The sequence below is a fragment of the Roseibium limicola genome (assembly GCF_017313085.1).
Lineage (GTDB): Bacteria > Pseudomonadota > Alphaproteobacteria > Rhizobiales > Stappiaceae > Roseibium > Roseibium limicola.
In genome coordinates this window covers 294,448-319,097 of sequence record NZ_JAFLNF010000005.1, presented here as the reverse complement: position 1 = coordinate 319,097, position 24,650 = coordinate 294,448, and the positions used below count along the sequence as shown (strand labels likewise).

General features: G+C 59.7%; 18 protein-coding genes. 13 read left to right on the top strand and 5 right to left on the bottom strand.

What is annotated here, in order from left to right; all coding sequences use genetic code 11:
• Nucleotides 1-134: 134 nt before the first annotated feature.
• Together J0X15_RS13495 and J0X15_RS13490 are read left to right on the top strand one after the other, a co-directional pair.
• Complete coding sequence (locus J0X15_RS13495) at nt 135-3,824, top strand: vitamin B12-dependent ribonucleotide reductase (RefSeq protein ID WP_206941655.1); 3,690 nt, start codon at nt 135-137, stop codon at nt 3,822-3,824.
• Nucleotides 3,825-3,967: 143 nt separating this feature from the next.
• Entirely contained in the window at nt 3,968-4,861 is an 894-nt protein-coding gene (locus J0X15_RS13490) for a sterol desaturase family protein (protein WP_206941654.1), read from the top strand.
• Here J0X15_RS13490 and J0X15_RS13485 read toward each other — a convergent pair.
• Nucleotides 4,824-5,267 (bottom strand): thiol-disulfide oxidoreductase DCC family protein, encoded by a 444-nt coding sequence (locus tag J0X15_RS13485; RefSeq protein ID WP_206941652.1) that lies wholly within the window; start codon nt 5,265-5,267, stop codon nt 4,824-4,826. The genes J0X15_RS13490 and J0X15_RS13485 overlap by 38 nt on opposite strands.
• Nucleotides 5,268-5,488: 221 nt before the next feature.
• Between J0X15_RS13485 and J0X15_RS13480 the strand changes: the two genes are divergently transcribed.
• The 4 genes from J0X15_RS13480 to J0X15_RS13465 all read left to right on the top strand — a co-directional run bounded on the left by J0X15_RS13480 (nt 5,489) and on the right by J0X15_RS13465 (nt 11,981).
• A complete protein-coding gene (locus tag J0X15_RS13480) occupies nt 5,489-6,604 on the top strand; it encodes a metallophosphoesterase family protein (RefSeq protein ID WP_206941650.1) in 1,116 nt (371 codons plus the stop codon).
• A complete protein-coding gene (locus tag J0X15_RS13475; RefSeq protein ID WP_206941648.1) occupies nt 6,601-9,282 on the top strand; it encodes an AAA family ATPase in 2,682 nt (893 codons plus the stop codon). Before J0X15_RS13480 ends, J0X15_RS13475 begins: the two co-directional genes overlap by 4 nt.
• Nucleotides 9,283-9,356: 74 nt before the next feature.
• Complete coding sequence (gene dgoD / locus J0X15_RS13470) at nt 9,357-10,505, top strand: galactonate dehydratase (protein WP_206941646.1); 1,149 nt, start codon at nt 9,357-9,359, stop codon at nt 10,503-10,505.
• Between the two features lie 240 nt (nt 10,506-10,745).
• Nucleotides 10,746-11,981 carry a GAF domain-containing sensor histidine kinase gene (locus J0X15_RS13465; RefSeq protein ID WP_206941645.1) on the top strand — a complete coding sequence of 412 codons (1,236 nt, stop codon included), beginning with the start codon at nt 10,746-10,748 and terminating at the stop codon, nt 11,979-11,981.
• An 11-nt stretch (nt 11,982-11,992) separates the two neighbouring features.
• On the opposite strand, the gene J0X15_RS13460 is transcribed toward J0X15_RS13465, so the two are convergent.
• A complete protein-coding gene (locus J0X15_RS13460; RefSeq protein WP_206941643.1) occupies nt 11,993-12,958 on the bottom strand; it encodes an AraC family transcriptional regulator in 966 nt (321 codons plus the stop codon).
• Between the two features lie 95 nt (nt 12,959-13,053).
• On the opposite strand from J0X15_RS13460, the gene J0X15_RS13455 reads away from it, so the two are divergent.
• A complete protein-coding gene (locus tag J0X15_RS13455; RefSeq protein WP_206941641.1) occupies nt 13,054-13,806 on the top strand; it encodes an SDR family oxidoreductase in 753 nt (250 codons plus the stop codon).
• A gap of 83 nt (nt 13,807-13,889) precedes the next feature.
• Here the strand turns inward: J0X15_RS13455 and J0X15_RS13450 are convergent, their stop codons facing one another.
• From J0X15_RS13450 to J0X15_RS13440, 3 genes are all read right to left on the bottom strand, one after another.
• Nucleotides 13,890-14,252: a cupin domain-containing protein gene (locus tag J0X15_RS13450; protein ID WP_206941639.1), complete on the bottom strand. Its 363-nt coding sequence runs from the start codon at nt 14,250-14,252 to the stop codon at nt 13,890-13,892.
• A 126-nt stretch (nt 14,253-14,378) separates the two neighbouring features.
• Entirely contained in the window at nt 14,379-15,872 is a 1,494-nt protein-coding gene (locus tag J0X15_RS13445; protein WP_206941637.1) for an aldehyde dehydrogenase family protein, read from the bottom strand.
• Between the two features lie 6 nt (nt 15,873-15,878).
• Nucleotides 15,879-16,985: a mandelate racemase/muconate lactonizing enzyme family protein gene (locus J0X15_RS13440; RefSeq protein ID WP_206941635.1), complete on the bottom strand. Its 1,107-nt coding sequence runs from the start codon at nt 16,983-16,985 to the stop codon at nt 15,879-15,881.
• 163 nt (nt 16,986-17,148) lie between these two features.
• Between J0X15_RS13440 and pdxR the strand changes: the two genes are divergently transcribed.
• The 6 genes from pdxR to J0X15_RS13410 all read left to right on the top strand — a co-directional run bounded on the left by pdxR (nt 17,149) and on the right by J0X15_RS13410 (nt 24,640).
• Nucleotides 17,149-18,666, top strand: coding sequence for a MocR-like pyridoxine biosynthesis transcription factor PdxR (gene pdxR, locus J0X15_RS13435; protein ID WP_206941633.1), 1,518 nt, complete (start codon nt 17,149-17,151; stop codon nt 18,664-18,666).
• A 221-nt stretch (nt 18,667-18,887) separates the two neighbouring features.
• Complete coding sequence (locus tag J0X15_RS13430; RefSeq protein WP_206941630.1) at nt 18,888-19,964, top strand: extracellular solute-binding protein; 1,077 nt, start codon at nt 18,888-18,890, stop codon at nt 19,962-19,964.
• Between the two features lie 183 nt (nt 19,965-20,147).
• A complete protein-coding gene (locus tag J0X15_RS13425) occupies nt 20,148-21,269 on the top strand; it encodes an ABC transporter ATP-binding protein (protein WP_206941628.1) in 1,122 nt (373 codons plus the stop codon).
• Complete coding sequence (locus J0X15_RS13420) at nt 21,269-22,138, top strand: ABC transporter permease (RefSeq protein WP_206941626.1); 870 nt, start codon at nt 21,269-21,271, stop codon at nt 22,136-22,138. Before J0X15_RS13425 ends, J0X15_RS13420 begins: the two co-directional genes overlap by 1 nt.
• Before the next feature lie 11 nt (nt 22,139-22,149).
• Nucleotides 22,150-23,010 carry an ABC transporter permease gene (locus tag J0X15_RS13415; RefSeq protein ID WP_206941624.1) on the top strand — a complete coding sequence of 287 codons (861 nt, stop codon included), beginning with the start codon at nt 22,150-22,152 and terminating at the stop codon, nt 23,008-23,010.
• A 7-nt stretch (nt 23,011-23,017) separates the two neighbouring features.
• A complete protein-coding gene (locus J0X15_RS13410) occupies nt 23,018-24,640 on the top strand; it encodes a GMC family oxidoreductase (protein WP_206941621.1) in 1,623 nt (540 codons plus the stop codon).
• Nucleotides 24,641-24,650 lie beyond the last annotated feature (10 nt).

The following is a 24,650-nucleotide window of genomic DNA, read 5'->3' as shown; positions in this document are numbered from 1 at the left end:
GACCAGCGAGCGGAAGCGATTGGCAGCCGGACGGGCCCGCAGCCCACGTGCCAGACTTCAGATATTCGAGACGGCCATCTTACAACGCATTCTACCATGCGAGCGGCCAGGACGAGCACTTAAGGGGATTTGGAATGCGTATTGAGCGGCGCTACACGAAAGAGGGACAGTCTCCCTACGCTGGTGTGGACTTCCGGACCGCGACAAGCGAGATCCGCAATCCGGATGGATCGATCGTTTTCCGGTTGGAGAACATTCAGGTTCCCACTCAGTTTTCGCAGGTTGCCGCCGACATTCTGGCGCAGAAATATTTCCGCAAGGCCGGTGTTCCTGCCAAGCTGAAGCCCGTTGAAGAGAACACCGTTCCCTCCTGGCTGTGGCGGCATGAGCCCGATGATGCAGCCCTTGCCGAGGTGGCTGAAGATGCACGCTTCGGCTCCGAGATCGATGGGCGCCAGGTCTTTGATCGTCTGGCCGGGACCTGGACGTACTGGGGCTGGAAAGGCGGTTATTTCGACCGTGAGGAAGACGCGCAGGCGTTCTACGATGAGCTGCGTTTCATGCTGGCGACCCAGAAGGTGGCGCCGAACTCTCCGCAGTGGTTCAACACCGGCCTGCATTGGGCCTATGGCATCGACGGCCCGAGCCAGGGTCACCATTATGTCGACTTCCAGACAGGCGAACTGACCAAATCCGCTACCGCTTATGAGCACCCGCAGCCACATGCCTGCTTCATTCAGTCTGTTCAGGACGACCTCGTCAATGATGGCGGCATCATGGACCTCTGGGTGCGTGAGGCACGCCTGTTCAAATACGGGTCGGGAACCGGCTCCAACTTCTCCCGCGTTCGCGGCGAAGGTGAACGCCTGTCGGGCGGCGGCAAGTCCTCCGGTCTGATGAGCTTCCTGAAGATCGGCGACCGGGCAGCAGGCGCGATCAAGTCCGGCGGCACCACCCGGCGTGCAGCCAAGATGGTTGTGGTCGACGTCGACCACCCGGACATCGAGGGTTACATCAACTGGAAGGTCAAGGAGGAGCAGAAAGTCGCTGCCCTGGTGACCGGCTCGAAGATCTGCCAGAAGCACCTGAACGCCATCATGAAGGCCTGCGTCAACTGCGAGGCAGACAATGGCGAGTGCTTTGATGCGACAAAGAACCCTGTACTGAAGCGCGAAATCCGCGCTGCCAAGAAGATGATGGTGCCGGAGAACTACATCCAGCGCGTCATCCAGTTTGCGCGGCAGGGATTCACCAAGATCGAATTCCCGACCTACAACACCGACTGGGACTCTGAGGCCTACCTGACCGTCTCCGGCCAGAACTCCAACAACTCGGTGCGTGTCACCGATGGCTTCTTGCAGTCGGTTCAAAGCGACGGCGACTGGGATCTGATCGGCCGCCGCACCGGCGATGTGATCAAGACCGTCAAGGCCAAGGAGTTGTGGGAGCAGATCGGCTATGCCGCCTGGGCCTCCGCCGATCCGGGACTGCAGTATCACACCACCATCAACGACTGGCACACCTGCCCGGCGTCCGGTGAGATCCGCGCCTCCAACCCGTGCTCTGAGTACATGTTCCTGGACGACACCGCCTGTAACCTGGCGTCGATGAACCTGATGCAGTTCCGCCGTGAGGACCGCTCCTTCGACGTCGAGGCTTACGAGCATGCGGTGCGGCTGTGGACCATGGTGCTGGAAATCTCCGTGCTGATGGCGCAGTTCCCATCGAAGGAGATCGCCGAGCTTTCCTACAAGTTCCGCACGCTGGGCTTGGGCTATGCCAACATCGGCGGCCTGCTGATGACCTCCGGTATCTCCTATGACAGCGACGAGGGCCGTGCCCTGTGTGGTGCCCTGAGTGCCGTCATGACCGGCGTTTCCTATGCCACATCGGCCGAGATGGCCGGTGAACTGGGCGCTTTCCCCGGCTACGAGGAGAACGCCGAGCACATGCTGCGGGTAATCCGCAACCACCGTCGCGCCGCACATGGCGAGGCCGGAGGATATGAGGCGCTGAGCACCACGCCAGTGCCGCTCGACCACGCGTCGTGTCCCGACAAGACGCTGGTTGAGCATGCCAAGCAGGCCTGGGACAAGGCGCTGGAGCTGGGTAAAACCCACGGATTCCGCAACGCTCAGGTTTCCGTGATCGCGCCGACCGGCACCATTGGCTTGGTGATGGATTGCGACACCACCGGGATTGAACCGGACTTTGCCCTGGTGAAGTTCAAGAAGCTGGCCGGCGGCGGTTACTTCAAGATCATCAACCGCGCCGTGCCGGAAGCCCTGCGGGGGATTGGCTATTCTGAAAGCCAGATCGCCGAGATCGAAGCCTACGCGGTTGGTCACGGTTCCATCGATCAGGCACCGGCCATCAACACCGGCGCCCTGAAGGCCAAAGGCTTCAGCGATGAAAGCCTGACGAAGCTGAAGGACGGCATGAAATCGGCCTTCGACATCAAGTTTGTCTTCAATCGCTGGACGTTGGGCGATGCCCAGATGAAGGCACTCGGCGTTTCCGACGAGCAGATGGAAAACGTTGATTTCGAACTGCTGTCGTTCCTCGGCTTTTCCAAATCCGAGATCGAAGCAGCCAACACCCATGTCTGTGGCGCCATGACCCTTGAAGGTGCGCCGTTCCTGAAGCAGGAACATTATTCGATCTTCGATTGCGCCAACCCGTGCGGTCGCATCGGCAAGCGTTATCTCTCGGTGGAAAGCCATATCCGCATGATGGCAGCGGCCCAGCCGTTCATCTCCGGCGCGATCTCCAAGACGATCAACATGCCAAATGATGCCACGGTGGAAGACTGCGAGGCTGCCTACATGCTGTCGTGGAAGCTGGCGCTGAAGGCAAACGCGCTGTACCGCGATGGCTCGAAGCTGTCCCAGCCGCTTAACTCTCAACTCCTCGCCGATGAGGACGAGGATGAAGAGGATGCGGTCGAGGCACTGGTTGCCAAGCCAATGGCCGCACGCGCCGAGGTGGTGGCCGAACGCATTGTTGAGCGGATTGTCGAGCGCGCCGTGCGCTCCCAGGAAAAGCTGCCGACCCGCCGCAAGGGCTACACCCAGAAGGCCAAGATCGGCGGTCACACCATCTTTCTGCGCACCGGCGAATATGATGACGGACGCCTTGGCGAGATCTTCCTCGACATGAACAAGGAAGGCTCTGCCCTGCGTGCCTTCATCAACAACTTCGCCATCTCCGTCTCGCTTGGCCTGCAATACGGCGTGCCGCTGGAGGAATATGTCGACGCCTTCACCTTCACCAAGTTCGAGCCGGCTGGCATGGTTCAGGGCAATGACGCAATCAAGAATGCCACGTCGATCCTCGACTATGTGTTCCGGGAGCTGGCGGTGTCCTACCTCGGCCGGCACGAGCTGGCGCATGTTCCGCCGGAACGTTTCGGTTCCAGTGGTCCGGCCTCGGCGGCAGGCTCCGACAATGGCGGCAAGGACAGCGGTGTTGTCTCCCACGGGTTGGTTCGCGGCCAGACCGAGCGTTTTCGTCTGGTTTCCGATGCCCAACCTGCAGGTCACGTAAGCGAGGCTATCGCAGGCCAGACGTCGGCCAGCCCGGCAGCTCAGGTCTCTGCGGTTGCAACGGCCTTTGCCCGCGGGGCAGAAGTGCCGGCGCAGCAGATGGAAACAGCCCCTGCCCCCAGCACCCAGCCGTCGACCTCCACCGGTCAGCAAATCGCCCAGGCCCGGATGAAGGGCTATGAAGGTGAAAGCTGCCCGGAATGCGCCAACTTCACCATGGTGCGCAACGGCACCTGCCTGAAATGCGACACCTGCGGCTCCACCAGCGGCTGCAGCTAAGGCAGCTGTGAATTTGTCCATCGCAACCCCAGGCACGCATATGCGTGATCTGGGACCGGTGGAGCAGAAGCACCGTTTGTGTCGTGTTGCAGGGTCAGGGGCCAAAGTTACCGCTGATGGACGCAAACCAGGTTGTGACCACCATGCCCTCTCTCGTCCCCCTTGGTCTGTTGGACCATGAACCGGCAATCCGTCTCAGCACCTTTGTCAGCGTGTTGCTGGTGATGGCACTTTGGGAAGTCGTTGCACCACGGCGGCGGCAGGAGATCCCGCGGCTGGTTCGGTGGTCGAACAATCTGGCTCTGGTGGCGCTGGATACGCTGCTGGTGCGGTTGATCTTTCCGCTGGCTGCCGTCGGACTGGCGTTGATGGCCAAGGATGGCGGCTGGGGACTGTTCAATCTCTTGCAGGCGCCGGGATGGCTTGCAGTTGTCATCAGCCTGGCTGTGCTGGATTTCGCCATCTACCTGCAGCATGTGCTGTTTCACTCAGTGCCAGTTCTCTGGCGCTTGCACCGGGTGCATCACGCGGATCTTGAGCTCGACGTGACGACCGGCCTGCGGTTTCATCCCGCAGAGATATTGCTGTCCATGGGGATCAAGTTCGCGGTGGTGGCAGTGCTTGGGCCTCCGGCGGTCGCCGTGATGTTTTTTGAAGTGCTGCTGAATGCCAGCGCGATGTTCAACCATTCCAACATCAAGATCCCGAAGCGGATTGACGAGGTTTTGCGCTGGATTATGGTCACACCGGACATGCACCGGGTGCATCACTCGATCGACCGGCGTGAGACCGACAGCAATTACGGCTTCAACCTGCCGTGGTGGGACTGGCTCCTGGGGACTTATGTGGCTCAGCCCGCGAAAGGCCATGAGGGCATGACCCTCGGCTTTGAACAGTTCCGCACGCGGGGCGACCTGCGGCTCGACCGGATGCTGATGCAGCCTTTTCGCGGCCCTGCCTGCGGTGCAGATAGGCAAGAGGAAAGCGCGCCCTCACATTTCAGAGATCAAGAAAACGAGCCCGCTGATCCGGCGTAGGGATGAAACATTCTGACTTGTGGCCGAACCAGCGATAGCGGTTGCGCGCGACCAAATCGTAGACGGCATTTCGCAGTACGCTCGGGATCCCCATTAGAAGTCTCAGCCAGCTGACAGGCGCTTTCAGATGGGCCGCCACAGCCAGCGCTGCCTCAGACCTGGTGAAAGCCTGATTGTTCTCGATGAGCAGAAACGTTCTCTCCAGATCTTCGCAAGTAAAGCCAAACCGCCCGGCCAACTGCCGCCCACCAACCGAGCAACTGGAGGCGAAACGGATCTCGTGATGCCGCTCATGGCGCAGGATAAAGCCCACCCAAGCACCGCACAGAACACATTCCGCATCGAAAATCAGAACCGGATTTCGGCTTGCCGGTATTTCAGTTTTTGTCGCTTGGGTTTGTGGCATATGAGTTTCCGACACGGGGATCCTTCAGTCTTGCGATTTTTCTACGTCACGCTTCAAGGCCTTGCCCTAAAGCTCGTGCCTTCATCAGAACTTTCAAGTGCATCCCCGTCGAGAGCAGCGTGATGAGGAGACGCGGCTGGGGAGAGCGGGACCGCTGCTGTTTACAAGGCGGCTTTGCGAAGGCACCGTAAGGTCTTAGAATTTCAGGAAAGACTTTTAAAATGCGCTTCGTGCATGCGGCAGATTTTCACCTCGGCAAACCCTTTGGCAGATTTGACGAGGACACCCGTGCCGATCTGAGGGCGGCCCGGTTGGAGGCTCTGCGTGCAACGGGCGAGTTTGCCGTCGCCCAACAGGCGGAGTTCATTGTGATTGCCGGCGACACCTTCGACGCCGAAGCTCCTCCTCCCAAACTGGTGAAACGGGCACTGGATGCCATGGCCGCCGTCCCAGACATGCGCTGGGTCCTGATGCCGGGCAATCACGACAACCTGGGCGCTGTCGACCTGTGGGAACGCATCGCGCGCGACAAGCCGGACAACGTCATCCTTGCGACCTCAGCCGAAGTGATCGAGATCGGCAACGCAGTGGCGATCCTCCCTGCCCCGCCGGCGGTCAGAAGTCCGGGGTTTGATCTGACGGAATGGATGGAAACGGCCGAGACCGGCGACCGCATCCGAATTGGCCTGGCCCATGGCGGTGTCACCGATTTCGGATCAGAAGACGGCGGTCTGGCGACCATCCCCCCGAACCGAGCGGAAGTTTCGAATCTCGACTATCTGGCGCTGGGAGACTGGCACGGCCAGATGTCCATCGGCCCGCGTGCCTGGTATGCAGGCGCACCGGAGGCCGACGGCTTCAAGGCACATGCCGCCGCTGGTGTTCTGCTGGTGGAGATCGATGCCCGCGGCGGCGCACCGCGCATCACCCAGGTGCCGCTTGGCAAATACCAGTGGCATATCATCGAGACCAATTTCTTCGCCGGCAATGATCCTGTCGCGATCCTCGAGGAGGTTCTACCAAAAACGGCCAGAGAAACAGCCCTGGTACGGTTCACGGCGACCGGGCGACTGGGCCTTTCGGAACGCGCAGACCTGCAAAACGCCTGCGAGAAAATCGCGGACGATTTTCATTTTTTCAACGCCGATCTGATGCCGCTGGGGATCGAGCAGAATATCGATGATCTGGATTTGATTGCCGAAAGTGGGGCGCTGCGGGTCGCGGCAGAGAGCCTTTTTGCCGAAACCTCGATTGAAGGCCGCACGCAAGACGATGCCCGCACCGCACAGAAAGCTCTGGCGCATCTCTTCCACCTGGCCCGTGAGGTCGCGTCATGAAGCTGCGTAAGCTGACACTGCACAATGTCCGCAGGTTTACCGGACGCACTGCCGCTCTCGGGCCTTTCGGCGACGGCCTGACGACCATCACGGCCGAGAATGAAAGCGGCAAAAGCACGTTTTTTGACGCTCTCCACGCCCTGTTCTTTCATGATTATGGCTCGGGCAAAAAAGAACTGAAGGACCTGCAGCCCTATGCGGGGGGCGCGATGCGGATCGCGGCGGAGGTCGAGATCGAAGGTGAAGCCTATCGGATCGAAAAGGTGTTCAACCTGAAGAAAGCCGGTTCCTCGGCGACGATCACGTCTCTGGCTACCGGCACGATCCTGAAACAGGCAGATGATGCGGAACAGTGGATCCAGCAGACGATCCTGAACACCAACAAGGGACCAGCCGGACTGCTCTGGGTACGTCAGGGAACAACCGGCCTCGACAACGACCCGAAGGCCGGAGCGAAAGCCGAAGCCGAGGGCATCGAGGCACGCCGCGATATCATGTCGAGCATTCGCGGCCAGATCGATGCGGTGACCGGTGGCCGCCGAATGGACAAGATCGTTCAGCACTGCAAGCAGGAACTCGATCTCATCAGCACCAAACAGGACAAGCCGAAGGCCGGCAGCCAGTGGAAGGCTGCGGAGGACCATGCCGAGAGCCTGCGAGACCTCCAGCAAGTCCTGACAACCACTGTCGCCACTTTGCGCCGACACCTGGACGACAAGAAACGTGCTTCGAGGCGGCTGCGCGAGCTGAATGATCCTGAGCTGAGACAGGAGCGGGCTGACGCAGTGACGCAGACCGAGGCCAAACGTTCAGAAGCGCGCGAACATGACAAACATGTCCAAAGCGCCAAGAAGGACCTGCAGATCCTGACGATCGAGCAGGCCGAGTTTGAGCGTGAGATCGAGCAGATCCACCAGGCGCAAAAACAGCGCGCCAACCTGGCTGACGCCATTAAAGCCAAGCATGCGCAGGTCGAGATCGCCACCCAGGAAAAGGCAAAGGCGGGCGAAGCCCTGAAGTCCGCTCAGGCAAAAATCGCTCAGATGGAGGTGGAGCGGCGCGATCTGAAAGGCGCCCGCGAGCTTGCCAAACGCGCAGAAGGGGAAGCAGCGGGGCGCCTGCAACTATTCGCCCACTGGGAACGCAAACAGCAACTCCGGGAACCAACGGAGCAGCTGGACGCGGCTTCAAGCGTCCTGAAGGGCATCGCGATCACGCCAGAAGATGTTGAGCGTCTCGCCAAGCTGGAGACCCGCCGTGATATCGCCATCGAAAAGCGCAAGTTTCATTTTTCGAGCTTTGTGTTGCACGCCGATCAATCGAAAGCGCTGATTGACGGCAAGGAGGTTCCCAACGGCGAGCAGCAGACCCTGGACCGAGCCATGGATGTGGCGTTGCCTGGGTTTGGCTCGATCTCTCTGCGCCCGGCGGAAGGGGCAGGCCTTGCCCTTGAGAGCCCCGCAGAGCTGCAGGAGGAGCTCAATGACAGCCTCAAAGCACTTGGGGTTTCCAGCATGGAAGCCGCCAGGCAGGTGCATGAGGCCCGCAAGAGAGCCCTGCAAGCACAGCAGATCGCCCAGGCACAAGTGCGGGCCCTGGCGCCAGATGGGCTGCAGGCCCTGGAGAACCAGTGGCAATCGCTGTGCAAAGAGTTGAACCACGCTGCAGAGGAGCCCGCCCCTGCGGTGCCCAACAACCGGCAGGCGGACACTCAAGACGGCGCAGGGCCTTCCTCCGAGGCCATCGAGGCGGCCATTTCGGAGTTGGAAGACGACATCGAGCGGCAACGCCTGACCTTGCCGGCCCTGGAGACGGCGCTCGCCAAGGCAGCCGACGTGCTGACCGAGGCAGAGGTTCTGCTGAGACGGCTGAGGGATGAGGCAGCCGAACTCGCTGTACCGGCCGATGAGGCTGAGCGGCTGAGCCAGTTGCAAGCAGCCCGGCAAGAGCAGACAATCAAGGTCACCGAAGCCCAGGCCGTGCTGCAAGCTCTTCAGGCAGGCGCGCCCGACATTGCGGCATCCGAGGCCGCCTACGACAGAGCCCAAAGCGCCGTCTCAGAAGACACCCGCGAGATCCACAGCCTCGAGAAGGTCCTTGCCGTGTCGAATGCCTTCATCCAGACCCATTCGGAAGAGGCTGTCGAGGAAAGGCTGGCCGAAGTCACCGGCGAGCTCTCACGCGCTGAAGAAAGAGCGGCACAATTCGCCGATCACGCCAAGGCGCTGAAGCTGCTGATCCAGCATCTGGAGGCCGCCAGAGCCGATGCGCAGGACACCTATTTCGAACCCATCCGCAAAGAATTGATTCCACTGCTGAGCCAATTGCATGCCGGGGCAGACTTCGAGATCGACCCGGAGAAGCTGGCCGTCGGAGGCATCACCCGCAATGGGGTGTCAGACAGCGTAGACGCACTGTCCGGTGGCGCCTCCGAGCAGATCGCCCTCCTGACGCGACTGGCCTTCGCCCGTCTGTTTGCCAAGCAGGGCAATCATGTTCCAATCATTCTGGATGACGCGATGGTCCACACCGATGACGAACGGATTTCCAAAATGTTCGACGTCTTGACGCACGTCGCCAAGGACCAGCAGATTATCGTCCTCAGCTGCCGCACCCGTGCCTTCTCGGCTCTCGGCGGCGCGCGTGCCTCGATTGAAGAGGCACCCGAGGCGGGGTGAGACTATAAATCCAGTTGGCGAGGCGATCGCCTCTCCTCGAACAATTGCCACATCGCTGCCGGAAACAGACCTCCATGAAAATCACCAAACTCACCACCTATATCGTTCCACCGCGCTGGCTTTTCCTGAAGATCGAAACGGACGAAGGCGTCATCGGTTGGGGCGAGCCGGTGGTGGAAGGTCGGGCGCTGACGACGGAAGCGGCCGTCCATGAGCTTGGCGACTACCTCATCGGCAAGGATCCGTTTCTGATCGAGGACCACTGGACCGTTCTTTACCGCGGCGGCTTTTACCGGGGCGGCGCCATTCACATGAGCGCCTTGGCCGGCATCGATCAGGCGTTGTGGGACATCAAGGGAAAGACCCTGGGACAACCAGTTCATTCTCTGCTCGGCGGGCAGGTGCGCGACAAGATCAAGGTCTATTCATGGATCGGCGGCGACCGATCCTCGGATCTTGCCAAGAATGCGCGACAAGTGGTCGCCGACGGCTTTCAGGCCCTGAAGATGAACGGCTGCGAGGAGCTGCAATTTATCGACAGCAATGCCAAGCTGGACAAGGCAGTGGAAGCGATTGCGACCGTGCGCGAGGCGGTCGGTCCTGATATCGGCATCGGCGTGGATTTTCATGGTCGGGTTCACAAGCCAATGGCCAAAGTGCTGGCCAAGGAACTGGATCCCTACAAACTGATGTTCATCGAAGAACCGGTTCTGTCGGAAAACCGCGAGGCGCTGCGCGAGATTGCCCATCATACGACGACGCCGATTGCCCTTGGCGAGCGGCTTTATTCACGCTGGGATTACAAGGCGATCCTGGCTGATGGCTATGTTGACGTGATCCAGCCGGACCTTTCCCATGCGGGCGGCATCACCGAATGCCGCAAGATCGCCGCCATGGCCGAGGCCTATGATATCGGTCTCGCTCCCCACTGTCCGCTGGGCCCCATCGCCTTGGCCGCCTGTCTGCAAATCGACGCCGTGTCCTACAATGCCTTCATTCAGGAACAGAGCCTCGGCATTCACTACAATCAGTCAAACGACCTGCTGGACTACATCACAAATCCCGAGGCTTTTACCTATTCGGGCGGCTTTGTCGCCATCCCCCAGGGGCCGGGCCTCGGCATCGCGGTCAACGAGGCCTATGTCATCGAGCGCGCCAAGGAAGGGCATCGCTGGCGCAACCCGATCTGGCGCCACGAGGATGGCAGCTTCGCCGAGTGGTGAAGCGATCTTCGCTGCGCAATTCAATGCCCTGTCAGGCTGTGAACCTATAGACGCACAGTCGACTTGATCGCGAGCGATTAATCCACCTGCGATCAACCTCACGTCCCCGCCACCCCTTTTGAAGGGGCGGTGCTGCGAACATTAATTCTGACGACGGCCCTCTCCGCCGGAGCGATTTGCATTGCTTCATGACAGCAGATTGTAGAAACTGCCAGTCACATTGAACGAAATACTGAGGCCATGAACGACGCACCCCACCCGGCCAAGATCCTGCAGGATCACACGGCCTATCTGGCCGGAAACCATGATTTCCAGGCGGACATCAACACTCTCGCCAGCAGCGACACCATCCGGGTTATCCTGGAGACGGTCATGTTGGCCACAGGCATGCGCTTTGCCGCAGTGGCCCGGGTGACAGCAAAGCGCTGGGTCGCCTGCCGCACGGTCGACGAAATCAACTTTGGGCTACAGTCAGGCGACGAGATCGAAATTCGCTCGACCTTCTGCCAAAGCGTGCGCGACACCGGCCAGAACGTTCTGTTTGATGATGCCAAAACCGACGAAACTTACGGCAACCACCCGATTGCAACGAAGTTCGGCATCGGCAGCTACGCCTCGATCCCGATCTATCGCAATGACCGCAGCTTCTTTGGAACCCTGTGTGCCATCGATACGGAACCGCGCGAGGTCAAACACCCGCGTGTGCTAGCCATGCTGCATATGTTCGCCGACATCATTGGCCGGAACCTTGAGACCGAGGAACGGCTGATGGCACAGGAAGAGCTGGTGGAACACGAGCGCAAGATGGCCAAGGTGCAAGAAGAGTTCGTTGCCGTGCTTGGTCATGACCTGCGCAACCCGGTGGCGGCTTTGGCAGCCGGAACCCGGCAATTGCAAAAAGAGCCTCACTCCAGTCGGGGCGAATTGACCCTGTCGCTCATGCGCGCCTCTCTGCTGCGGATGCAGGATCTGATTGAAAACATGATGCTGCATGCCAAGTCACGTCTCGGCGGCGGAATCCGCATTGAGGCGACCACGGAAGCCCCGCTGTCCGAAGCGCTTGAGCAGATCGTGAGTGAAATTCGCGCAGCCGAACCCGAGCAGACCATCAACCTGAACCTGGCCCTGCAAGACGCAGTAAAATGCGATGCCCCCCGTGTGGCCCAGGCTGTCTCCAACCTGGTGTCCAATGCGGTGCGTCACGGCACACCGGGCGATCCGATCCAGGTCGACGCGGGCCGGCAAGGATCAGACATTGTGATCCGCGTGACCAACCGGGGCGAGGAAATCCCGGACACGCTGAAAGGCAATCTGTTCGAGCCATTCCGACGCGGCCAGCACGCCAGAGGCGAAGGTCTCGGGTTGGGACTGTATATTGCCTCGTCGATTGCCGTCGCGCACGGCGGGCGCCTGGACGTCACCTGCGCCGATGGTTTCACCACCTTCTCTTTCAGCTTGCCCGGTGGCGCCGCTTAGACAATCCCGCCTCATCCGGCTATCGCAGACTTTGCAAACCGTGCTGGAGAGGCGCCGACGTGGCGGGTAAAAGCCGTGCTGAAGGCGCTGGCAGAGCCGTAGCCAATGCGGAAGGACACGTCCGCAATGCCGTGGGAGCCCGAGCGCAGCATGTGCTTTGCCAGGGTCATGCGCCAATTCAGCAGATAGGCCATGGGAGCCAGACCGACGACCCGGTTAAATCGGGTGAAGAAGGCCGAGCGGGACAACCCTGCTCTGGCAGCCAGCTCCGGCACACTCCAGGCAGCACTCGGTGTTTCATGCATGGCCCGCAAGCTCGGGCCGACCCTTGCATCTGCCAGACCTCGCAACAGCCCGGACGTCGCATCCGGTCGTGTATTGGAGCGAAACGCCTCGATCAGCAGAACCTGCAGTAGATGTTCAACCACCACATCTCTCGCTGGTCTGTCGGCGCGGGCCTCGTCCCGAACGAGCCCGGCAAGGGTCGCCAGCCGGCCCTCCCCCTTGACGACAACCATGTCTGGCAACAGCGACACCAGAAGCTCCGCATCCGGGCTGCCAAAACTGCAATGACCGATAAGCTGCTGTACGTCAGCTGGCGGGCATGCGCCCTTCTCGTCCGGCTCCCGCTTCCGACCTATCCTGACAATACCGTCCTCTCCGGGCTCAGGACGACTGACAAGACCGGCAGGGGCTGGTGGATCGAGGCTGGAGACGGTGAAGCCAGAAACCGCAGGAATGAGCACAAAATCACCTGCGCGCACTTCCAGCGGCGGTTTTCCGTCGACCTCCAGAAGCAAACAACCGGCGAGAACCATGCAGTAGAAGACTTCATGAATATCGTCGCGGCGCACCCGGAAGGGACCGGTGGCCTCTGCCAGCTTAGAAGAGACAGCCTGCGGGCGCAGCAGAGAGATCACATCGGAGAGCGGATCAGAGTGCGCGCCAGAGCGTGGCCCAGAGAGTGATTTGGGCATTTCGGACTTTCGATAATGAAAAGCGGACTTCAGAGGATAGTTCGTCTGAGCGTTCATGTCGATATGTAGGAGGTCCAACACAAGGAGACCTTGTCATGAAAACCGTAATGATCACTGGATGTTCCTCCGGCTTCGGGCTGGAAAGCGCCCGCCACTTCCTTGCCCAGGGCTGGTCGGTTGTCGCAACCATGCGCAAACCGGACTCGTCGCTTCTGCCGACCTCCGACCGCTTACGGATCATTCAGCTGGATATTGCCAATGCCGACAGCAGGGCACGCGCCGTCAAGGAAGCCGGGCATCTCGACGCACTGGTCAACAACGCTGGCGTCGGTTTTCTCTCGGCATTTGAAGGCACGAGCGAAGAAACCGTACGCCGGATATTCGAGACCAACACCTTCGGCACGTTCGAAATGGTTCGCGCCGTTCTGCCGCAGATGAGGGCAAAGCGTGCCGGCATCATCGTCAATGTGTCCTCCAGTGTGACACTGAAGCCGTTACCTCTGCTGCCTGTCTATACCGCCAGTAAGGCCGCGCTGAATGCCTTTACGGAATGTCTGGCGCTGGAATTGGCGCCGCTGGGTATTCAGGCGCGGCTGGTGCTGCCCGGACAGGCTCCTTCGACGCGGTTCGGGGCCAATGCGATGGCGCAGATGGCGGGGGCGGAAGCGCCGCCGGAGGATTACGTGCCGTTTATCGAAGAGACCATGATTGGCTTCCGCGAACAGATCACACAGGAACCGACCAAGAGTGAGGACGTGGTGAAAGCCATCTGGCGCGCTGTCACCGATCCGTCCTGCCCGATGACCCAGGCAGCAGGAAGTGATGCCGAGGCGCTGTTCACCGCCTAAAACACAACTGGGCAGCGGAGAGGTCCGCTGCCCGGACTTCAGAGAACGAGCTGGTCGTATGGCTCGGGAAGACTATTGCCGTCTTACTGCGGCGTTGCACTGATGACGAACAGCTTGCGCATGTGTTCGTGAATCACCCACTCACCCTGCCAGCCCTGCGGCAGAACCAGGAGATCGCCCGCGCCGATATCGCGGGTCCCGCTGCCGTCCACATTGGTCACGGAGGCCTGCCCTGACAGGATGTGGCAATACTCGCCTGCCTTGGTCCGGTCGGCGGTGAAATGCCCTGGGGTGCACTCCCAAACGCCGATCATTGTGCCACCGTCGTCAGAGGTCCATAGCACGTTGGAGGCTTCCTGCTGGCCTTCGGTCAGCGTCGTTGGCTTGGCGGCGAAATCACCGAGTGGTGTTGTCGCCAGATCGGCGAAGACCTTCAGGTCGATCATGAGTTTACTCCAAGCTATTTGAATTTGGTTATCAGCCGACAAAGCGGCTGAAAAAGCAGAAGCCGATCCAGCACGTTCCATCAGATGAAACTCTGGCCAGCCTCACACAGTGACAGCAGACGACGATCAGGAAATCTTGGCAGCGATGCTCTTGGTCTTGCAATAGCTCTTCAGGCCTTCAATCCCCTTTTCGCGACCGAAGCCGGACTTCTTGTTGCCACCAAACGGAACCTCGATCCCGCCTGCAAAATACTCGTTGATGTAGATCTGGCCCGCATCGATTGTTCGCGCCAGACGATGCGCGGTCTTGAAGTCGCTGGTGTAGATCCCGGCAACCAGGCCGTACTGGCAGTCATTTGCGAGAACGGCTGCATGTTCGGCGTCCTCTGCCACCTGAACGGTCAGAACCGGCCCGAAGACTTCTTCTTGCGCCAGCTCATCATCGGCAGCGACTGCATCAACAATTGTCGGCTCAAAGAACCAGCCCGCAGCTGTCTCGGGATCCGTGGTGACATTGCCGCCGGCAACGATCGACGCCCCACGATCTTTGGCGCGGGACACGAATCCGTCGATCTTGGCGAGGTGTTCGGCAGAGTTGACGGGACCGACATTCGGGTCGCGCAGTCCGTGGCCAAGTGTGAGGGCCTTGGTACGGGCAACGAGATCCTGCAGGAAACTGTCGTGCAATCCGCGCTCGATGATCAGACGTGATCCGGCAGAACAGATCTGACCGGCATTCTCGAAGATCGCTCCCAGAACACCATCGAGAGCCGCGGCGCGGTCGCAATCCTCCAGAACAATCACCGGCGATTTGCCACCAAGTTCCAGCACCACACGGGTGATGTCTTCGGCAGCCGCCTGCATCACCTTCCGACCCGTCTGGACGGAGCCGGTGAAGGTGATGTGGTCAATGCCTGTGCTTCGGGTCAGAGGATCGCCGATCTCCAGACCGGTGCCGGTGACGACGTTGAAAACACCATTCGGCAGGCCTGCGCGCGACAGCAGTTCCGCTAGCATCAAGCAGGTGTAGGGCGTCTGCTCGGCTGGCTTGGCAACCACGGCACAGCCGGCAGCGAGCGCCGGTGCAATGCCACGCGCAGCCGTCGAAAGCGGAAAATTCCAGGGAATGATCTGGGCGGCAACCCCGACCGGCTCATGGATCGAATAGCAGATATAGTCCGGCCCGAGCGGGAAACTCGCGCCTTCCAGCTTGTCACAGGCACCGGCGTAATAGGCGAACGCACGCGCAGCGCCCTTGGTGTCGCCCATGGCCTCGTTCAGCGGCTTGCCACTGTCCAGGCTTTCAACGATTGCAAACCGCTCAAGCTCCGCCATGAGCAACTCGCTGGCCTGCTGTAAAATGCGCGCCCGCTCAACTGGAGCTGTGTCGCGCCAACTTTTCTCGAACGCCGACCGGGCGCTATCAACAGCGGCAGCTGCATCGTCAGCCGTGCCTGCCGTGAATGTCCCGAAGGCTTCACCCCTGCCCGGATCCAGGCTCTCCATGGTGCGGTTGTGGCTCGGCCTCTGAAACGCTCCGTCAATGAAGTGACCTTCCGGCAGGAAATCGAGTGTTCCGGTCTTGAAATAGGTGTCGATGAACGGATTGGCGGTGGTCATCGTGGATCAAGCCTCCAGGGTGCTGATCTTATAGGTGGATTTGGCAAGCCATTCAGGATCGATCTCGACGCCCCAGCCCGGAGCGTCAGTCACTTCGGCATGACCATCGACGATCTTGAACGGGTCGGAAGTGAACAGACCGTACTGCCAAGGGTAGTAGTCTTCTTCCTCGATCGAGAACTCCAGATACTTTCCGGCGTTGGGGATGGCCCGCAGAAGGTGCATGGTGAACAGGGTCACGAGCGAGAGGTTGGCCGCATGCGGTGTGCAAGGCAAACCGGCTTTCGCTGCCATATCAGCCACTTTCATGGTACGAAGCATGCCGCCCAAATAGCAGATATCGGGCTGTATCACGTCAACGACCCTGGTGTCGATCATCCGCTGCCAGTCCACCAGCGAGCAATCCTGCTCACCGCCAGTCACATCGATTTCGAGTGCATCGGTCACCTGCTTGGTCTGATCATAGTGCCAATAAGGACAGGGTTCCTCATAGTGAGAGATGCCATTGTCCTGCAGAAATTTTCCGACCTCAATCGCCTTGGCCGGCGAGTAGCAGGAATTCGCATCGACAAGCAACGCCGTGTCATCGGCAAAGCGCTGACGCATCATCGGCACAATCTTCTCGCTACGGCCCGGCCATTCGTCCTGATCACGACCACATTCGGCGCCGATCCGAAACTTGAAGGCGGTGAAGCCACTGGCCTCCTGATGGCGCTTCAGCCGGTCGGCCTCGTCTTCCGGCGTGATGTCGCGTTTCATTGAAGAGCCGTAGGCGCGGACTTTGCCCGGCGTGCCGCCGATCAATTCGCAGACGGGCTTTCCCTCAAGCTTGCCGCGCAGATCAAACAGGGCTGTGTCCAGACCGCCCATTGCGCGCCGCAGATATGCACCGGGAAACTTGTGCTCCCGATCCGGAATGATATCCATCAGATGAGCGATATCGAAAGCCTCTTCCCCCAGCGCATAGGGTGCAACCTGGCGATGAAGAACCTCCGCCGTGATATCCGCACAATACGGCGCAACCTGTCCCCAGCCCTGTGCTCCAGTCTCGGATGTGACCCGCACGAAGCAGACGAACTCATTGGTAAATGTCTCTATAGATTGGATTTTCATCGATATCTCAGGTTCTTGTCGCCGAGCGGTCCGATGGCCGCCAGTTTGGATCGTTTCCTCAAGTTACTGATAATTGGACTTGAGATAAGGTCCGTTTTGGGCAAACCTTCATACCAATCTCCAGCGCAACCTGCGCCGGATGGACCTGTAAGGGCTGAAGGTATTGAAACGTCACGCCGGCATGCTGCTGTCCTCGATCCGCATCGACAAGGGATCAGATCGACGGATTTCGGTTCAACTCTACATGGCCCTGCGCGAACTCATGCTGACGGGCGGTCTGGCACCGGGAGACCGACTGCCGGCCACCCGCACCCTGGCCAGCGAGATCGGTGTATCACGCACGACCGTGATTGACGCCGTGGACCGGCTTATCTCGGAAGGACTGCTGATTTCGCGGGTCGGTGCCGGAACCTATGTCAGCGAGGCCTTGCACGCGCAAAGGCCGCTGGCTCCGGCACACAAGGAGCCGGATGCCACAACGCTGGCGCCACGTCTGTCCCATGCAGCCACCCACGCGGCGGCTGACTTTGCCGTGCGCAAGCGATTGCCACACCAGTCGAAGGCCTTCACCACCGCCCTGCCCGCCCTGGACGCCTTTCCGATGGCCCAATGGGCCCGGCTGTCAGCACGACACTGGCGCGGCGGGCGGGATGAAGTGACCGGCTACGGCGAAGCCTGCGGTCACCCGAGATTGCGTGCTGCGATTGCCCGACAAATCAACGCCTCGCGCGGCATCAAATGCGAGCCTGAGCAGGTGTTCATCGTCAACGGAGCGCAGCAGGGCTTCAACCTGATTTCGTCGCTTCTGGTCAATCCGGGTGAAACCGTCTGGTTTGAAAATCCCGGCGCCATCGGGGCCAGAAACGCCTTCATCGCGACCGGCGCGATGCTCGCCCCCATCCCGATTGATCAGGAAGGCCTTTGCGTGGCCGAGGGATTGGCACGTGCCCCGCATTTCCGCCTTGCCTTTGTCACACCCTCGCATCAACAACCACTTGGGCACACCATGAGTCTGGCGCGTCGACTAGCGCTGCTAAAGGCGGCGAAAGATGCCGACGCGATGATTGTCGAGGACGATTATGACGGCGAGTTCTACTATGGCGACCAACCGCCGCCGACCCTCAAGAGCATCGATACCCAGGAACGGGTGATTTACGTCGGGACGTTTTCCAAGTCGCTTTTTCCAGCACTCCGGCTTGGCTTCGTGCTGGCACCGTCTGGACTGGTGGAAGCCTTCAACCGGATTTATCGCACCTGGCTTAGCGGCGCGCCAACCGCGTCTCAGGCAATGGTGGCCGATTTTATGGATGAGGGTCTCTTTGCCACCCACATCCGCACCATGCGGCAGCTGTACCGAAAGCGTCACGACATGCTGATGAGTGCGACCGAGCGGCTGAAAGGCCGCATCGACCTGCAGCCAACCAGCAGTGGTTTTCATGCCGTTGGCCTGCTCGCACCGGAGCTGGACGAGGAAAAAATCGTTGCGGCCGCCTTGGCCGAGGGCATCGTCACTGCCCCGCTTGGCCGATATGGCCTGACGAAGCTTCGCCAAAAAGGCCTGGTGCTGGGCTACGGCAGCTGCGGCCAGGATGAAATTGAAAAAGGCGTCGAGGTGCTTGAGAAAATCGTTTCAAATCCTCGTCTTATCTGCTCAGATAAGGCGCTTTGGGAGGAGCAGTGAGGGCCGAGACGGCATGTGCTCGGTGAGAAAACCGCGGCAGCCTGCGGAAGCCAGCTTCCGTAAGGGGCAAAATCCGGAGCGGACTGGTTTCGGTCAGATCGCGGCACCGAATTGGTCTGCTAGATTATCTGCAATGGATATATTTCGCAGTCCAATCGAGACCTAGTCTTTTTCGACTGCTCACAACGCCTTTTTCCGATTGTATTGAAAGGGAGGACGTAATGCATATGAAGACGACTGTAGCCAGCCTTTTAGCTGCGACCATGCTGATGGGGGCCGGATCCGCTCAGGCGGAAACGCTCCGGCTTCTGACCTGGGGCTCTTATGCGCCGGAAGAGCTTGTTCAGAAATTTGAAGAAGAATATCCGGACATCGACGTCGAAGTGACCTTTTCCAACAACGAGGAAATGATTGCCAAGCTGCGGGCCACTGGTGGTGCCGGCTTCGACCTGGCTCAGCCGAGCCATGACCGTATCCACGCAGCTCAGCTGGAATATGACATCTACAAGCCGATGGATCTGAGCAAGATCGACACGGATGTGATGTCACCTTCGCTGCTGGAAGGCGTCAAAGCCAATACCACCATCGACGGCGAGGTTTACGCCGTTCCACACCAGTGGGGCACCTCCGGCCTGATGGCCGACAAGAGCGTGGCGCCCGACTTTGCTGGCTGGGACGATCTGTGCGACCCGCAGTACAAGGGCAAGACATCGATGCGCCTGAAGCGCACGATCCTGCTCGGCACGGCGTTTGCCATGGGCGAAGACCCGTTCGCAGCCTACGCCGACCTCGACAAGTACCAGGAGATTCTGGACAAGGTCGCCGACAAGCTGATCGAGTGCAAAGCCAACATCAAGGCTTACTGGAAGGGCGGCGACGACCTTTCTGCCATGATGCTTTCCGGCGAGATCGTTGCGTCCGAGACTTGGGACTCCACTGCTTACAAGCTGTTCAACCAGAACGAAAATATCGTTTTCGTACCGCCGAAAACCGGTGCTCTGGCCTGGATCGACACCTTCGCGCTGCCGCGCAAGGCTAAGGCAGATGATGCCGCCTACAAGTGGATCAACTTCGTCCTGCGTCCTGAAAACGTGACGATCATGTCTGCCAGCACCGGCGCCATCGCCTCGGTCAAGGGCGCCAAGGATCTGTTGCCCGATGACAAGAAGGCTGCCGTCAATGCTGCCTTCACCGATGCGGATATCGACAACCTGAAGTTCTTTGCCAACATCCCTCCGGGAGTAGAAGACATGGAAGGCAAGACGCTGGAAAAGATCAAGGCGGCCACAGGCGGCTGATCGACCTGAATTCCTGATGTCGGACCGGACACAACCGGCTGATCGGCAGGGCGCCCCGGTGCCCTGCCTCCCAAGAAGGCGCGGACAACACGCTCTCTCAGCCCGGGTCAATTCAATCGCAGTCAATCGACATGCGTCTGATCACCCGTGAAACTTCAAAAACCTTCCAGTTGGCTTCCACTCATGACGATTACCCCTGCTTACGATCTTGAATGCATCGACATCGCCAAGAGCTTTGGCGACTTCCGCGCAGTGAAGGATGTCTCCTTCACCATTCCCAGCGGATCCTTCTTCTCCATCCTCGGCCCCTCAGGCTGTGGCAAGACGACGTTGATGCGCATGATTGCCGGCTTCGAGACCCCCTCAGGCGGCGATATCAAGATCAAGGGGGCCTCCGTTCTCGGAACGCCGCCGAACAAGCGCAACGTCAAAATGGTGTTTCAGCACCTTGCGCTGTTTCCGATGATGAATGTCTACGAAAACATTGCCTATGGCCTGCGATGCAAAGGCGTCAGCAACGACGAGATCAAGCTGAAGGTTCAGGATGTGCTTGAGCGAATCGCGCTGCCGGATGTCGGCCACCGCGAGATTCACCAGCTCTCCGGCGGCCAGAAGCAGCGCATCGCCATTGCCCGGTGCATGGTTCTGGACCCGGATGTACTGCTGCTCGACGAGCCCCTCGGCGCGCTCGACCTGAAGCTGCGCGAGGCGATGAAGATCGAGCTGAAACTGCTGCAGCACCAGTTCAACACCACCTTCATCTACATCACCCACGACCAGTCGGAAGCGCTGGTGATGTCGGACCACGTGGCGATCATGAACGAGGGGCGCTTCGAGCAGATCGGGACACCTCAGGAACTCTATCACCGCCCCAACACATCGTTCGTCGCCAGCTTTGTCGGCGACAGCAACCGCTGGAGCGGCAAGGTCGCCGACAGCGATGGCACTGGCGGCAAGGTACGGACCGAACAGGGGCTCGACATGGCCTTCTCAGCTGCTGCCGGTCAGACGATTTCAACCGGTTCCGAGGTCGACATCTTTGTCCGCCCGGAATTCATCAGGACCATCCGGGAGAACGACCCGGCAGCCGCGATATCCGATGGCGACAACCGCATGTCGGGCATTGTCGACAGCCTGCTTTTCAACGGGGCAAACAGTCGTGTTCTGGTGCGGGGCTGGTCGGGAGAGCTGATTGAGGCAGACGTCATCCTGACCGGCACTGATGACCTCGCCCCAGGGGAGAAGGTCGACCTGGTCTGGTCTCCTGCACAAGCCATGTGCTTTGAAAAAACCGGGGCGGCCTGATGCAACAAAAAGACATCAAGCGTCTGACGCTCTACCTGCTGTTTGCGCCGTTCGTGTTGTGGATCTTTCTTTTGATCCTGCTGCCGCACATCGGCATGGTGATCCTGTCCCTGCGCGAGAAGATCGCGCCCCGGGTCTATGAGTTCGGGCTGGGCAACTACATCGACTTCATCAATGAACCGATCTACTGGAACACCTTGCTGCGCACCGGGAGCATGTCGCTTCTGGTCACCGCGCTGGCGCTGATCATCGGCTTTCCGATTGCCTATTACATCGCGAAGATCGCCGGCAACAGATCACGCGGCGGGCTGTTTCTGCTCTGCCTCATTCCGCTCTGGGTCAGCGACCTGATCCGCGCCTTCGGCTGGATCCTGCTGCTGCGCGAAACCGGGGTGATTTCAACATTTCTCCTCAGCTACGGCATTATCGAGACACCCATCGAGTTTCTCTACAATGATGCCGCTGTGGTGGTCGGGCTCGTCTATACGGTGATCCTCTTCATGATCGTGCCCCTCGTCTCGACGCTGGACGGCATGGACAATTCGATGATCGAGGCGGGCTACAATCTCGGCGGCAACAGCTTCACCGTGATGCGCCGGATCATCATTCCCTATGCCATGCCCGGCATCGTCTCCGGCTGCATTGTCGTCTTCATGCTGACGGCCGGTTCCTACCTGACGCCGATCCTTCTGGGCGGCAAGAACTCCAGCTGGTTTACAGAGCAGATCTACGACCAGTTTATTACGCGCTTCAATTGGGAATCGGGTGCAGCCTTCGGCTTCCTGCTTCTCGCCTTCACTTCGATCGTCATCTGGCTCGGCTTGAAGCTCAGCGGCCAGACGCTCGCCAACACCGTCGCCAAGAGCTGAGGAGGACGCGGATGCTTATTTCCAGAAAACCCTCCCCCTTCCTGTGGGCCTATCGCGCCTATGTGTTGGCCTTTTTCATCTTTCTTGCAGCTCCGCTGGTGGCAGCGGGAACGTTTGCCTTCAACGACAGCCTGTTTCCCGCACTGCCGTGGCAGGGCTTCACGCTGGACTGGTTCTTCAACGATACAGAGCCGAAGCTCGGCATGTTTCATGACCGCCGCCTGCTGCGCGGGCTTTACTACTCCTTTGTGATCGCGGGATTTGTCGCAGCCCTTTCGGTGTTTGTCGGCACGACCAACGCGTTTCTCTTCGTACGAGGAGATTTTCCGGCCAAGAATGCGCTCTACATCCTGATGATCGTGCCGCTGGTGATTCCGGGCGTTATTCTCGGCATCTCCATTCTGGTTCTGGCGTCCGATACGGCCAACTATCTGGAGCGGACGATTGATCTGGAGCTTGAGTTCCTCCGACCAGGCATCTTCCTGGTGGTGCTTGGGCAGTTCTCTTTCGTCACCACGATCACCTCCTTGGTGATTACCGCAAGACTGAAAAAATTCGACGCTTCGATGGAAGAGGCAGCGCTCAACCTTGGTGCCACGCGGGCCCGGGTGCTGCGCACGATCACCCTGCCCTTTTTGAGGCCGGCGATGATCGCTGCAGGCATCGTTGCCTTCCTGGTGTCGTTCGAGAACTTCAACACAACGTTGTTTCTCGTCGGATCGGAAGCGCCGTTGACCATCACCATGTATGACCGAATGGCAAAAGTCGGATCCACACCGGTGCTCAATGCCGTGTCCTTCTTCCTGATTATCGGCTCGGGGGCGCTCGCCCTGATCTCCATACTCGTGCAACGCGACAAGACAGACCGGTAGCCCTGCCATGACAGAGTTTGATTTCGTAGTTGTCGGCGCGGGGTCTGCCGGCGCGGTTGTTGCCGACCGATTGTCGGAAAACGGCAAGTATACTGTGTGCCTGCTGGAAGCCGGCGGGTCTGATCGCAATTTCTGGATCTGGATGCCGATCGGCTACGGCAAGGCGTTCTACAGCGCCCCGATCAACTGGATGTATCGCACCGAGCCCGACCCGGAGCTGGACAACCGCAGCGGATATTGGCCGCGCGGCAAGGTTCTGGGCGGCTCCAGCTCGATCAATGCGATGGTCTATATCCGTGGCCAGCACGCCGACTTCGATGACTGGCGGGAGTTGGGAAATCCGGGCTGGGGCTTTTCCGAAGTGCTCCCGTTTTTCAAGAAGATGGAGACCAACGATCTGGGTGCCGATGACTATCGTGGCGGCAGCGGCCCGCAATATGTCTCGACCATGCGACGTGACCTGCATCCCTTGTGCGATGTGTTTCTCGATGGCGCCCAGGAGGTCGGCTACAAGTTCAACGCCGACTTCAACGGCGCCGATCAGGAAGGCGTCGGATTATACCAGAACACTTCGAAGAACGGCTTTCGCATGTCCACCGCCCGCGCTTATCTCGGGCGCGCACGCAAACGCAAAAACCTGCGGGTGGAAACCCGCGCTCTGGCCCAACGCATTCTTCTGAAAGACCAGAAAGCCGTAGGCGTCGCCTATATGCAGAACGGTATTGCCAAGACGGTGAAGGCGCGCAAGGAAGTGATCCTCAGTGCGGGGGCGGTCAACTCGCCACAGCTTCTGATGTTGTCGGGAATTGGCAGCGGCGACGCTCTGAAGCAACACGGTCTTGATGTCGCAGTGCATTCACCCGCTGTCGGCCAAAACCTGCAGGATCATCTGGGTCTGGATCACCTCTACCGCTCGAAAGTGCCGACCCTCAACACCCAGCTTCACCCCTGGTGGGGCAAGGCGCTGCAGGGGCTACGCTATGTTCTGACGCGGCGTGGCCCGCTGTCACTCAGCGTCAATCAGGCCGGCGGTTTCGTCAGAACCTCAGAGAAATGTCTGCGCCCCAACATGCAGTTGTATTTCTCGCCCGTCAGTTATACGCGCGCTCCTGCGGGACAGCGTCCTCTGATGAACCCGGACCCCTTCCCCGGCTTTCTGCTTGGTATCCAGCCGACACGTCCGACCAGTCGCGGCGATATCGGCTTGCGATCCGCCGATCCGGAAGATGCGCCGCTGATCCGGCCGAACTCGCTCAGTACCGAGGAAGACCGGCGCGAGATGATCGAGGGCAGCAAAGTGATGCGCATGATCGCCCAAAGCCCTGCCATGCAAGCCGTGATCGACGAAGAGATCGTCCCCGGCCCGACTGTGCAAAGCGATGAAGAAATGCTGGCAGACGTGCGCGCCCGCAGTTCGACCGTGTTCCACCCGGTCAGCACCTGCCGCATGGGACCAGATCCGCAGACCAATGTGGTCGACGCAAGGTTGCGGGTCTACGGTGTCGCCGGACTGCGTGTTGTCGATGCCTCGATCTTCCCGACCGTGACATCCGGCAACACCAATGCCCCGACAATCATGGTGGGTGAAAAAGCGTCTGAGATGATTTTGCAAGACCACAGTGCCGGCTGAAGGAGCCTCA